This is a genomic window from Psychrobacter sp. S1-30-MNA-CIBAN-0213 (assembly GCF_040309845.1).
In the GTDB taxonomy this organism is placed as follows: domain Bacteria; phylum Pseudomonadota; class Gammaproteobacteria; order Pseudomonadales; family Moraxellaceae; genus Psychrobacter.
The window spans coordinates 62,757-76,452 of record NZ_JBEOPE010000013.1 but is presented as its reverse complement, the minus strand read 5'-3'; the positions used below and the strand labels follow the sequence as shown (position 1 = coordinate 76,452).

Genomic DNA, 13,696 nt, shown 5'->3' with positions numbered 1-13,696 from the left:
CTACTGAGTAAAAAGCATTTCAATACAGAGTACGTTATAATCCTTGAGCACTATTAATCAATAGTAATAAAAACCAATCAATATGAATAACAATAAAAAATAACGGACCGCGCTATGGTATTGGATATCTTGCTCACCATTCACTTTATATTATTACTGCTTATATCCTTACGAGTGCTGGCGCGTCATGAATTAACTTCATCGGCACGGCTCGCTTGGTTAGTCGTTTTATTTGTGCTGCCGTATATTGGCGTGGTCATCTATTGGATGTTTGGCGAAATTCATTTGGGACGCGAATTTACACGTAAATACGAGCAAATTATCGATCGGCTACACAGTAGCAACCCTGAAGTGCTCGGCAATGACACCTCATTAATAGAGGCTGTCAAACCAGAGTATCACGCTGCTTTCGCTTACTCAGCTAATGTGACTGGTTTTCATACTACATTGGGTAATCGTGCTGAGCTGATGGCAGATGCAGCAGCTACACGTAAGCGTATGATTGCAGATTTTGATGCGGCAACCGATCATATTCATGTGCTGTACTATATTTGGTTAATCGATGGCATGGGTATCGATACTGCACAAGCGTTGATACGTGCAGCTAAGCGCGGTGTCACTTGCCGCGCGATGGTCGATGGAATGGGCTCACGCAAGATGGTTGGCTCGAAGGTATGGCAAGAGATGAAAGACGCAGGCGTACAGCTCAGTGTTGCGCTACCGATTAACAATATAATAAAAGTACTCTTACTGAGCCGTATTGATCTGCGTAATCACCGCAAAATCACTGTTATTGACGGTAAAATTGGCTACTCTGGTAGTCGCAACTGCGCAGACCCTGAGTTTCGAGTAAAACCAAAATTTGCGCCATGGGTGGACATTATGCTGCGGGTTGAGGGGCCAGTAGTCGCACAAAATCAAATGCTCTTTGCTAGCGATTGGCTGACTGAAAATCCAGATACACCGCTTGATAGCTTTCCTTATTATACCGAGTCTCATACTGAATCTAATACGCAATGTCAGAAAAATTCAAAACACCAAGGCTTTGCTGCCCAAGTTTTCGCGGATGGCCCGACCCAACGGCATGGATCGAGCCCGCAGTTTTTGGGTGCTCTTATCAGCCAAGCCCAGAACACTTTAACTATCTCAACCCCTTACTTTGTACCAGATTATTCGCTGGTCAGTATCTTATGTGCCACTGCTTATCGCGGCGTAGAAGTCACGATGATTTTCCCAAAGAATAATGATTCGTTGGTAGTAGCAGCGACCAGTCGCAGCTACTATTGGCAATTGCTGCAAGCAGGGGTAAAAATCTATGAATATAGACCAGGTTTGTTGCATGCCAAGACTTTGACCATTGATGGGGAAATCAGTTTGATTGGCTCGACCAACTTAGATTTGCGTAGCTTTGATTTGAACTATGAAAACAATATTGTGTTTAGCGATAAGGCTTTGACTGCTGACATTATCGAACGCCAATATCAGTATATCGCAGACTCCGATGAGGTAAAGCTCGAACAAGTAAAGGACTGGCCGCTACCTTATCGGATTTGGAATAATGTCGTTGCCACAATGGGACCTATACTATAGTCAATCCACTATAAAATAAATACAGTGCGACTGGGAGAGATTTTGCGCAGCCTTTGTCTACGTAGGCACAGCAAGCAAGAAAAATTTATACCAGTCGCAGGTTATAATATTTGTACTTCTTTTATTTAGGACTGACGATATAAAGTTATTAACTTTATTTTTAAGTGGTGAGTTTTTTTAAAACATATACTACAAATTTTGCTTCAGTCATAAATGGTGCGGTCTCAGCACTGGCTAGCAAAGCTTGACGATTCTCAGCACGAGCGCGATAAGCATAAGGCGTCATAGTCAAAAGGTCTGCTAATGCACCTGCCGATAAGCTTAGTGATGTACTAATATTATGCGTGTCTACAAGCTCAAAATAAGGCGCTAAAGTAGGTAAGAATTTATCAGAATCATGCTCACGGACGCTGTCAAATAATGCCTCACGTATACTAGCCAAATGCCCTATATCAGGCTTGGCAATCAACAAATAACCATCATCTTTTAAGACTGTTGCAAATGCTTCTGGCAATATGGGGCTAAATATACTGCTGATACCCGTTATGCTATGGGCGCGTAATGGCAAGTGTGCGGCGCTGGTCACTAGCGGATAAATAGCAGCAGTTTTGGTTTTTGTATTTTCAGCTTCTATCTTTTTATTTGCCATATCTTGTTGATACCAAAGGCAACTAGCCGCTTTACTGACTTTAGCAAGGCTGGCGAGCGCAGGCTTACTAATATCAGCAGCAATTAGAGTATCCATACCAGTTTGCGCCATTGCCTGCGTGTAATAGCCTTCTCCGCAACCGATATCTAGCCAGCGTACTGGTTTTTTACTAGGCTCAGCTGCTGTTTTGCCTTGTCCCAACAACTGCGTCAGTTGCTGACAGATTAATGCTTGCAGAGGCTCATAGTATCCTGCGTCCAAAAATCGCTGACGAGCATCAATAGATTGCTGACTGTCACCAGGTGCTTTGGATTTTTTTTGTTGGACTGGTAACAGGTTGACATAACCTTGTCTTGCCATGTCAAATGGATGCGAGGTTTGCTTGGGGTGCAGGCTACCATCACAGCGCCACGTATCTTTAGCAGGCTGCAATGGCGAATGACAAATAGGACAAGTAAATAAGGACACAGGCATCTCAAGTTCAGATATATTTGATGAGCATATTAGCAAAATTAAGCCACAACGGACGACATTAACCATCATTAAATGACAAAAAAGCCATCTCGATATATCGGAGATGGCTTTTTATTAAGCTAATCAAGGTTTAAAGCTAACGTAACTTCAAGGTCATTAAACCTAATACCACTAAGACGATAGCAATAATCCAAAAACGGACGACCACTTGAGTCTCTTTCCAACCGATTTCTTCAAAGTGATGATGCAGTGGTGCCATACGAAACACCCGCTTCTTACGTAGCTTATATGAACCCACTTGAATCATAACTGACAGTGCTTCGGCAACGAATAGACCACCCATAATGGCAAAAGCAATCTCTTGTCGCGTCATTACTGCAATCGTACCTAGCATCGCGCCAAGTGCCAGTGCGCCTACGTCACCCATAAAAACTTGTGCTGGATGAGCGTTAAACCATAAAAATCCAAGACCAGCACCAATCATTGCGCCGCAGACGATAATAACTTCAGAGTTATAGGCGATATAAGGAACGTGCAAGTATGCCGAAAATCTAACGTCACCTGATACGTATGCCATCGCACCCAAACCTGCTGCCACTAGCACTATCGGTAAGATAGCCAAGCCGTCCAAGCCGTCAGTTAAATTGACCGCATTAGAAGCACCATTAATGACAAAATAGGTAAAGATAATAAAACCGATGCCAAATGGAATCGCAGAGAATGGAATCGTTAAGTTTTTGAAGATAGGAATCAATAAATCCTGCATCTCACGCGTCATTGCCATATCGGGCTGTAGCGTCGCAATATAGTAGAGTGAAGCCCCTACGAACAACGCACCAATCGACAACCAAAAATACTTTTTGCGAGCAATAAGGCCTTGAGGGTTTTTATATTTAATTTTTAGCCAATCATCTGCCCAACCGACAGCGCCAAAGATAATCATCACAATGAGCAGAATCCAAATATAAGGATTACTCAGTCGCGCCCACAGTAATGTCGCTACCCCGATAGAGGTCAGAATTAATACCCCGCCCATCGTTGGCGTACCGGTCTTAATCAAATGTGACTGCGGCCCATCGTCACGGACCGCTTGACCATACTTGAGTGAGCGCAGGTGACGGATGACCCGCCCACCAAAAAACAAGCTAAAACTAAGTGCGGTAATGACCGCAAGTAGCGCCCGCAGCGTCAACGAAGAAACCGCAAAAAACGGTGTGTAAAACTGACCAAGCCATTCAAACAACCAAACTAACACCGCCTACTCCTCGACTAGCGCATCAATAAGTGTTTCCATTTCCATGGAACGAGAACCCTTGAACAATACAGTACAAGGTTGCGCTTGCTGCGCTTGCAAAAACTGCTGCAAGTACTGCAGTAGACTTTCTTTATCATCAAAAGCATGTGCATTAATCGCACTAACTTCTTCCGCACCAGCAACGCTATACGCAGCATATTCGCCTACGCACAGCAGTACATCGATACCTGTCGCACCGATAGTACGGCCAAGGCTTTGATGTTCACTGACAGCAGCATCGCCTAGCTCAGCAATATCACCCAATACCATAACTTGCGTACCAGTTTGCGCCGCCAATACTTTTGCTGCGGCACGTACGGAGTGTGGATTGGCATTATAAGTATCATCGATAAGCCTGTGCATACCGAGCAGCTGACTATTTAAACGACCCTTTGCTGGGCGAGCATTTTCTAGTCCGACAACGATATCGCTGATGTCGATATTTAACGCATAGGCACAAGCAGCGGCGGCTAAGGCATTATTGACATTATGCTCGCCGGCAAGTGGCAGATTAATATCATGAACACTATTGCCAATATGCAGCTTAAATTCACTGCGTTCAGGCTCTACGTCTAAATGGCTGGCGCTCACGTCAGTATTGCCAAAACCAATCACATGTGAGGTATGCTTTTCAGCAATACGGCGCAGTTGGTTGGTAAAGTCATCTTTATCAGGGACAATAGCAAATTGTGCATCACTTAAAGTATGATAAATTTCAGCTTTGGTCTGACATATACCTTCACGGCTGCCAAATTCACCTAAATGTGCCGTACCAATATTTAAGATACACGCCACATCAGGACGGACAATCTCAGTCGTATAAGCAATCTCACCAATGTGGTTGGCGCCTAGCTCTAAGATTGCATAACGATGATGATCAGATAGCTCAAGAAGCATCATCGGCACACCCAAATCATTATTTAGGTTGCCACGAGTAATGAGTGTCGGTGCCAAACGACCAAAGATACTACCTAGCATCTCTTTACAAGTAGTCTTACCACTAGAGCCAGTGATAGCAATGACTGTAAGGTTTTGATGCTGATTGCGTCTATATGCGGCAAGCTGCCCCAATGCCAAGCGCGCATCACTAACCACTAACTGCGGAATACTAGTAGAAATCGGGCGCGATACAATTGCTGCGACAGCACCTTGAGCGGCAGCGACATTGATATAATCGTGCCCGTCAAAGTTGTCGCCACTTAATGCTAAAAATATATCACCTGTTTTGATGGTACGTGTATCAGTGGTAATGCGATTGCTGTTGACTCCAATCTCTGTGCCTGATTGCCCTGCCTGCTCTATCTGTGCTACCTGCCAGTGACTGCCAAGTGCCGCGGTAGCTGCCAGCAAGTTATCTGCTTGCCAGACATAAAGTCCTTGCGACTGAATGGTGTTATTGTTGCCAGCTGTCATAGTGATTGCCTTGTATGGTGACGACTTTATTTCGTTATTTTTTATCTATCTGTTGTTTTTTCATGTGGCTATATTTAGCCGTATGAGGAATTAATTATCTAGATGCGTCCGGCTTGCTGTAATGCCTGCTGCAAGATAACGCTGTCATCAAAATCATGACGGACACCGTTAATCTCCTGATAAGTCTCATGGCCTTTCCCAGCGATAACGACAATATCATCGTCATTGGCATGACTCACTGCATACTCAATTGCTTGTTGGCGGGCAGGTTCGATATGAGTACGCTGATATTGTTCTGGACTCATGCCGACCTGCATGTCTTGCAAAATTATATTAGGATCTTCAGTGCGCGGATTATCTGCAGTTAATATCACTTGATCAGCACCCGACAATCCTGCCTGTGCCATCAGTGGGCGCTTGCCAGCATCGCGGTCACCACCGCAACCAAACACTGCCCATAGTTGTCCACGGCAATGCGTTCTTAGGCTATCTAGCACTTGCGTCAAAGCATCAGGCGTATGCGCATAATCCACAATAAAGCAGCCATCATTTGACGGTACTCGCTGCATACGTCCGATTGCGCCTTGTAGCTGTGGCACTAAGCTGGCAACACGCTCAAGACTGATACCTAATGCGACCGCTGCTGCAATCGCCGCTAGTAAATTGGCAACATTAAAACGTCCTAATAAAGGGCTAACAATATTGATATTAGTAGATTGGCTATCGTCCAGTGCACTGCGTAGAGCGATTTTCACACCTTGTAGGCTCGGCTCAATGTCAGTGGCGATAAAATTAGCATTGCTATTAGCTTTAGTTTGCAAACTGTAGGTCCATACGATCAGACCACTAGCTTGTGCGGTGTCGATCATTACCTTCGCATACTCATCATCGATATTAATGATAGCGTGCGTCAAGGTTGGGAAGTGAGTTTTATCAAATAGCTTGGCTTTGGCAGCGACATATTCTGCCATATCTGCATGATAATCTAAGTGATCGCGGCTCAAATTAGTATAAATGGCGACTTTTACTGGTACGCCTTGCAAGCGCTGCTGGTCAAGTCCATGCGAGCTAGCCTCAAGCACCAGTAGATCAGCATTTTGCTCACCCATTTGATATAAAAACTGCTGAACCACTAAGGAATCACCAGTGGTATGGCTGGCTTGTGTCAGTGCACCAAGCTTGCCATTACCTGCCGTTCCCATGACCGCGCTGTTCATACCAGCCAGCTGTCCTAACTGCGCTACTAATTGGCTAATAGTCGTCTTACCATTAGTGCCTGTCACCGCGACGACAGTTGGCAATGCTACTAGCTGCTGATATTGCAGGCGTGCTTGCACTAAACCACCTAAAAAATCACGGATATTTGGTACGTACAGAATGGGGCATGGCAGTACATTGGTATTGTCGAATAAATCTAATAGATTAATTTCCGATAAGATAAAAGCAGCGCACTTGGCAGCTTGCGACAGATAGTCGCGGATTTTTTGATAGTCTTGACCTTGTTGCGTCTGACTCTTTAACAAGATAAATACGTCATCACTAGCGACATGTCGACTATCTAGACGTAAATCTTGAAAAACCGTATTGGCAATCGCGTCTGGATTATCTGCATTTTGCACCATCTTTGATAATTGTCGCCCTAACTCGTCACTACTACTGCTATCTATAAGTTGTTGCAACGTAACAGCGTCGTGTGATGATGTGGTCATGGGCAAATCCTAGACGATTAAGAAAATTGAAAGATTAAGGCGTGTTGAACAGTGACAAATAGCGATTTCAAAACTGCAGGTATTGTTGATAATTTATAAAAACAATACCTAAATTTTGATATCAGTCATTTGATTCCTGTCATGTACAGTTACTCAGTCTGTAAAGGCTTATCTAAAGGCACATTATACAAGCGTAAAGCCTCTCTCATAACATTATGAAAAACTGGCGCTACTGTTAAACCTGCATAAATCTGACCACGTGGGTCTTCGATGAGCATCACGCCCACGAGTTTCGGATTGGATGCAGGCGCCATACCAGCAAAGACGTTGCGATATTGGTCAGTATAGTAACCGCCATCTGGGTTAATCCGGCGCGAAGTACCTGTTTTACCAGCTACGCGGTAGCCATCAATGGCCGCTGCTTTTGCTGTACCGCCCGGCTCCGTAACTGCCTCAAGCATCTTGACGATCGACATCGCCTGCTCATGCTCCATAATACGCTTACTTGGTAACGGCTTGTCAGTCTTGGTTAACGTTAATGGATGCATAACCCCACCTGCTGCCAATGCTGCATAAGCTTGCGCTACCTGTGCCAGTGTTACTTGTAAACCATAGCCATAACTGACAGTCGCGCGGCGAGCAGTTTCTTTCTCTTTTGGTGTAACAACCAAGCCACTGCCTTCACCAGGGAAATCTAATGGGGTTTTTGACCCAAAGCCAAATTGCTTTTGCATATTGGTAATGGCATCAGGCGGTAGAGACAGGGCAATTTTAGTCGAGGCAACGTTACTAGATTTCTGTAGTAGCGTGGCCATATTAATCCTTCCTAGATTATTATGGTCACGAATCGTATAGCCACGGACGCGAATAGAGCCCGGGTTGGTATCAATTAGAGAATTAGCAGTATATTTACCAGAGTCTAAAGCTGCAGCGACGGTAAAGGGCTTCATCACCGAACCTGGCTCAAAAACGTCAAGTAACGCGCGGTTACGCTGGTTTTCGCCGGTCATCTCATTAAGATTATTAGAGTTAAACGATGGCCATGTCGATAACGCTAGTACCTCGCCTGTTTGAACATCAACGACCATACCCGTTGACCAACGTGCTTGCTGCAAGCGCCCTGCTTTTTCCAGCTCTTTATAGAGCAAATACTGCAAACGCGAATCAATAGTCAACGCCACATCTTGCCCTGCAACTTCCGGTTCAATCTGCTTAATTTCTCTTAGGCTGTTTTGCTTAGCATCTTTTAATACCAACACCTTGCCATCGTCACCTGCTAGGGTTTTTTCATATTGGCGCTCAATACCTGCACGACCTTCATAACCACCTTCAGGATCGCTAGAATTTTGTCCCATAAAGCCTAATAATTGCGAATTGGGTTGTGGCTGCGGATAATAGCGCTGAAAGAAATTCTTTTCATAAACCCCAGGAAAATCAAGCGAGCTAACACTTTGGGCAATCTCAGGTGTGACCTTATTAAGTAACGGCAAATAATGTGAGCCCGCTCCCGATGGTAAAGCAGCTTTTACCGCTTCTTCATCTGTGACGTCGATACTGTCGTCAATAGCGACCACTTTTTCTAACTCACTGACTGGAATGTTAGCAGCGGCAGCTAAGCGAGTCAGATCCATATTGTCTAAGCGCTTTTGCATACGTGCTTGTAGCTGCGGACTTTCAGGATTGGCAATTTTGACGCGATTGAGCTCGTAATATTCGCGCGCATAATCATGCGGGCTAAACGATACTGTTGCAAGCGGTGCGCTGACTGCGAGGGGTAGCTTGTTGCGATCGGTAATCATACCGCGATAGGATTTTTGAGTGCGCACACTAGTAATAAGCTCATTACCTTTATCTTGATAAAATTGCGCGTTAGCTACTTGCAGATAATAGGCGCGTGCTATGAGCAAACCTAATACAACCAGCGCAATTCCCCAGATAGTACGAAAACGGTTTTTATCATTCTCAAAACCACCACGCGATGAAGCACCAGAGGCTTTACTAAAAATAATTTTCTTACGGTTTTTAACACTGGTATAAGCGCCTTGAGTTTCATTCTTTTTTAGGCGACCGAATAGTTTGCCAGCGCGATCATCCGCTTTTGCAGACTTATTATTTGCGGACTTGTTATTTGTAGTTTTGCTATCTGATTTGGCAGCGCTAGCACGACGTAAGGGCTTTATAACCTTACCGCTAGCTGACTTTTTGCTGGTATTTTTCGCTGAGCTTTTTCCATTATCTGTTGATTTTTTATCACTCATTGTCCTGCCTCCACTACCGGAACATCAGGAGACAAATCCGTAGAAGCTCGTGGTCCGTTGGCGTACGAATCATCCTCATCTGAGTCATTAGTCACCACTGGTACCAATGCGTTAGCAACCCCTGGCTGGATAATCAGTTTATCTTTAAGCGTTGGTGAATACATACCTAGCTCGGCGACAGCTCGGCTGGCAATTTGCGGAGTCGCACTGAAGGTTTGCTGCTCGATTAATAGGCGTTGGTGTTCAACTTGTAGCTTACGCTCTTGTTTTTTCATATCTTGCAAGGTTCTATAATCCTGATGATATTGCTGAACGTCTTCGGCTGTTTTGATACCGCTCCACACGATAGCACCTGCTAATAGCAATAATACGACCACATAAATACTGACGACATTAAATCGACGCGCGAATAGTTCGCCGACATCGGTAGTATTAGACATAGCGGCGCGGCGGTTTGCAGGTTTGTCAGATATTGCCATGACGATCTCAAAAAGTGAACTTAAAGTGTAAAAGCGCTAATTGTTTTAGAATTACAAACAATTCATCAGCACCATCAATAAAATATAAAACCAAACACACTCATTAACTGGCTAAAAAACAACCAAATAAAAAGTTAACTGCTGAGCCTAGCAGATAATATTTACAGCTCTTTAACAGTAGCGTATTTATTAAGACATTTATTCATATTTGATATAAGGAACAGCGACTAGATGCCTGTCATATATACTTTACTGTTCTACCGCATATAATAATCGGTATCGGTACGAGTCGCCATCCGTAACCATGCACTGCGCGAGCGTGGGTTATGACTTACTTCCTCTTTGCTTGGACCGACACGTTTAGGTTTACTAAAATAGCGCGGACGATTGGGCGGCATCGGCAACTTTTCGTCTTCCGGATACTGCCCTTTACTATGACGCTGCAAAAACTGTTTGATACGGCGATCTTCTAATGAGTGAAAACTGATGACTGCCAACTGTCCGCCTGATTTTAAAATCGGAATACTTTGTTCTAAAAAGTCATCAACATCGCCAAGCTCATTATTGATAAAAATACGCATGGCCTGAAAACTTTGCGTGGCAGGATGCTTACCGCGTTGCCAATTGGGATGAGCAACTTTAATGACTTCTGCTAGCTCAAGCGTCGACTTGTAGCTGTCCATCTGCTTGATAGCACGGGCGATACGGCGACTGTGGCGCTCTTCGCCAAATCCATAAAGCACGTTAGCTAAGGTTTCATCATCAACCTGTTCAAGCCATTCAGCCACTGACTGCCCGCGGCTAGTATCCATTCGCATATCGACAGCGCCATCACGCATAAAGCTAAAACCACGACTGCCATCATCAATCTGTGGTGATGAGATGCCTAAATCTGCCATAAGACCGTCGACTTGAGTGATGCCCATTGCAGCTAGACTGTCCGTCAAGGTAGCAAAGCTATCATGAATCACATGCACGCGGCTATCTGCACCTGCCAGCTCTTGGGCAACGCTAATAGCGGTTGGGTCTTTATCAAAGACAATCAGCTGTGCATCATCGGCAAGCTGACTTAATAATAGCCGGCTATGCCCACCGCGCCCAAAGGTTGCGTCAACATAGATGCCATTCGCCTGTAAGCCAGCTTCACCTTCTGCTCTATTAGGTAGTGATTTGACACCTAATACCGCTGCGACCGCCTCTTGCAATAGCACTGCATCATGTACAAAATTCAATTCGTCAGACGTAATATCGCCTTGACTAGGCTGTTGATCAATAGTTTGATCCACTTGCTCAGTGGCATCTTGAGCAGAAATATTTTCCATAGAAGACGGGCTCACCACTGACTCGATATCAGCGGTAGAAGAAGGGTTGGCTTTAGAATCTGGTTTAGATTTTGGCTTAGTTTTTGACTTAGGTTTTGATAGTGACACAAACAACTCAATAGATGACGACCAATAAGGCCAGTAATTAGATGAAAATAAACAAGTTATGACTTACCTAGCGTTATTATCGCAAGGATATATCTGTAGTCAAGCACTAGAAGGCCTTTTCATTAAAAATATCACATCTCTCTGTTATACTAGCGCTATATTTTACGCTATTTTTCTAGTTTAACGTCTATTGTTTCATTCGTATTTTTCATGTAAATCTTTCATTTACATTTATCATTGCTATTTTTTGCTGCCATTTTCATTAATAACTATATTCTGAGACCTCTATCATGCAAACGTCGACTCAAACCACTACTGCTCCTCGCGGCAAACGCCCTGTTCGTACCCGTATTGCCCCATCGCCTACTGGTTTTCCTCACGTAGGGACCGCTTATATCGCGCTATTTAACTTAGCCTTTGCTAAAGCTCATGGCGGCGAATTTATTTTACGTATCGAAGACACTGATCAAACCCGCTCAACTGAACAATCTGAACAAATGATTTTGGACGCACTGCGCTGGGTCGGTCTGGATTGGAGCGAGGGTCCAGACATCGGTGGCCCGCATGCCCCTTATCGTCAAAGTGAGCGTAGTGACATTTATAAAGAACATGCTGAGAAGCTATTAGATAGCAACAATGCGTTTCGCTGTTTTTGTACTAGCGAAGAGCTAGATGTCATGCGCGCTCAGCAAATGGCCAATGGCGAGACTCCACGCTATAATGGACGCTGTGCTCATTTGGCCCCTGAGAAAACTAGTGCATTGGTCAATGAGGGCAAACCGCATGTGATTCGTATGCGCGTACCGACCGAAGGCGTCTGCCACGTTGAAGATATGCTACGCGGTACTGTTGAGATTCCTTGGACGCAAGTAGACATGCAGGTATTACTAAAAACCGACGGCATGCCGACTTACCATCTTGCTAACGTCGTCGATGACCATTTGATGGACATCAGTCACGTTATGCGCGGTGAAGAGTGGCTAAACTCTGCGCCTAAGCATCAGCTGCTTTATGACTATTTTGGTTGGGAGATGCCGGTACTTTGCCACATGCCGCTACTGCGTAACCCAGATAAATCAAAACTGTCGAAACGTAAAAACCCAACTTCTATTACTTACTACCGTGATGCAGGTGTGCTACCTGAAGCGCTGCTTAACTATCTAGGTCGTATGGGCTACTCGATGCCTAATGACGCTGAGAAATTCACTTTAGATGAAATGATTGCTAGTTTTGATATTCAGCGCGTCTCACTTGGCGGCCCTATCTTCGATATCGAAAAGCTTAACTGGCTAAATGCAGAATGGCTACGTGCCTTAACGCCTGAACAGCTCAAAAATAAAATCCTCGACTGGGCAAGTAACAGCGATAAATTAACCGCTATCGCCGCCGCTATTCAGCCTCGTATTGAATTATTGTCTGATGCGGTTAATTGGAGTGGCTTTTATTTCCAAAACCTACCTGATATTAATGCTGAGAGCTTTACGCATAAATCATTGACGCCTGAGCAAATTGTAGAAATGCTACAACTGGCTCTTTGGCAGTTAGAGACCTTACCAACTTGGTCGGAAGAAAATATCTACGCCACGCTCAAAGGTCTTGCTGCCCATCTTGATATTAAGATGCGTGACTTTATGGCACCGTTCTTTATCGCTATCGCTGGCAGCACCTCATCGACGCCAGTCATGAACTCTATGGCGATTATCGGCGCTGACATGACCCTGACACGCTTGCGTCATGCGGTTGATGTACTAGGCGGGTTGGGTAAAAAGAAACTGAAAAAGCTTGAGAAACAAGCGGCAGAGTTGCCAGACTTTTTGGCTGCTGAATAGTTTTTCACTTGTTAGTTGATAATATTATTAATTAGTAATACAGCTAGTTAATTTACAAGAGGGGTCAGGCTAATACTGACCCCTCTTTACATTGATATCAGCATTACGTTAATTGGAAATAAATATGGCCGCCAAAACCATCACAATAGAAAGCAAAGATTATGTCTTTAACACGCTAAAAGAAGCGCAGAAATACTATGATGCGATCGTAAAAGAGCTTTATGATGCAAAACTTACCCTTACGACAGGGCAAGACTTTGAAGACCTAAAGTGGATATATACAACTTACTGTGATTATAATAAGTCAGCGCGATTAACCGAGTCTGAGATTATAGGCTTTAAAGGCATAAGCACTGTCCGAGAAAAAGGCGGTCAATATATCCCAACTGAATGTTGCGCCATCGTTTTCTCTGATGGCAGTGAAGAAGAGTTTTTTACCGACAAAGCCCTAAAAGAGATAGCTATCAAGCAAAACCCACGTTAATTTGAACTCATAACGCTAATAAAACAGCTTTAAACGTATTTTTTAGCATATTTATGAACTATTTTTAAAATAGCTGTTGACAACACT

Annotated in this window: 10 protein-coding genes; 3 read left to right on the top strand and 7 right to left on the bottom strand. The window is 44.2% G+C overall.

Features of this window, described 5'->3' with window-relative positions; genetic code table 11:
* The first annotated feature begins 114 nt into the window (after positions 1–114).
* Positions 115–1,590: a cardiolipin synthase gene (cls, locus tag AAEY87_RS11685; protein WP_350657314.1), complete on the top strand. Its 1,476-nt coding sequence runs from the start codon at positions 115–117 to the stop codon at positions 1,588–1,590.
* 160 nt (positions 1,591–1,750) lie between these two features.
* On the opposite strand, the gene AAEY87_RS11680 is transcribed toward cls, so the two are convergent.
* The 7 genes from AAEY87_RS11680 to rsmH all read right to left on the bottom strand — a co-directional run bounded on the left by AAEY87_RS11680 (position 1,751) and on the right by rsmH (position 11,296).
* On the bottom strand, positions 1,751–2,713 hold the full coding sequence (locus AAEY87_RS11680; RefSeq protein WP_350657313.1) for a putative RNA methyltransferase: 963 nt from the start codon (positions 2,711–2,713) through the stop codon (positions 1,751–1,753).
* 136 nt (positions 2,714–2,849) lie between these two features.
* Entirely contained in the window at positions 2,850–3,968 is a 1,119-nt protein-coding gene (gene mraY, locus AAEY87_RS11675) for a phospho-N-acetylmuramoyl-pentapeptide-transferase (RefSeq protein WP_350657312.1), read from the bottom strand.
* 3 nt (positions 3,969–3,971) lie between these two features.
* Positions 3,972–5,420, bottom strand: a complete 1,449-nt coding sequence (locus AAEY87_RS11670) for a UDP-N-acetylmuramoyl-tripeptide--D-alanyl-D-alanine ligase (protein WP_350657311.1) — start codon at positions 5,418–5,420, stop codon at positions 3,972–3,974.
* Between the two features lie 98 nt (positions 5,421–5,518).
* Positions 5,519–7,129, bottom strand: coding sequence for a UDP-N-acetylmuramoyl-L-alanyl-D-glutamate--2,6-diaminopimelate ligase (locus AAEY87_RS11665; protein WP_502945473.1), 1,611 nt, complete (start codon positions 7,127–7,129; stop codon positions 5,519–5,521).
* A 149-nt stretch (positions 7,130–7,278) separates the two neighbouring features.
* Positions 7,279–9,387 (bottom strand): peptidoglycan D,D-transpeptidase FtsI family protein, encoded by a 2,109-nt coding sequence (locus tag AAEY87_RS11660; protein ID WP_068038475.1) that lies wholly within the window; start codon positions 9,385–9,387, stop codon positions 7,279–7,281.
* Positions 9,384–9,866 carry a cell division protein FtsL gene (gene ftsL / locus AAEY87_RS11655; protein WP_068038479.1) on the bottom strand — a complete coding sequence of 161 codons (483 nt, stop codon included), beginning with the start codon at positions 9,864–9,866 and terminating at the stop codon, positions 9,384–9,386. The genes AAEY87_RS11660 and ftsL overlap by 4 nt, the downstream gene beginning before the upstream one ends.
* A 257-nt stretch (positions 9,867–10,123) precedes the next feature.
* Positions 10,124–11,296: a 16S rRNA (cytosine(1402)-N(4))-methyltransferase RsmH gene (gene rsmH / locus AAEY87_RS11650; protein WP_350657309.1), complete on the bottom strand. Its 1,173-nt coding sequence runs from the start codon at positions 11,294–11,296 to the stop codon at positions 10,124–10,126.
* Positions 11,297–11,586: 290 nt separating this feature from the next.
* Here rsmH and gltX point away from each other — a divergent pair, with 290 nt between their 5' ends.
* Both gltX and AAEY87_RS11640 read left to right on the top strand, forming a co-directional pair.
* Positions 11,587–13,125: a glutamate--tRNA ligase gene (gene gltX, locus AAEY87_RS11645; RefSeq protein ID WP_350657308.1), complete on the top strand. Its 1,539-nt coding sequence runs from the start codon at positions 11,587–11,589 to the stop codon at positions 13,123–13,125.
* A 124-nt stretch (positions 13,126–13,249) separates the two neighbouring features.
* Positions 13,250–13,609, top strand: coding sequence for a hypothetical protein (locus AAEY87_RS11640; protein ID WP_350657307.1), 360 nt, complete (start codon positions 13,250–13,252; stop codon positions 13,607–13,609).
* Positions 13,610–13,696: the final 87 nt, after the last annotated feature.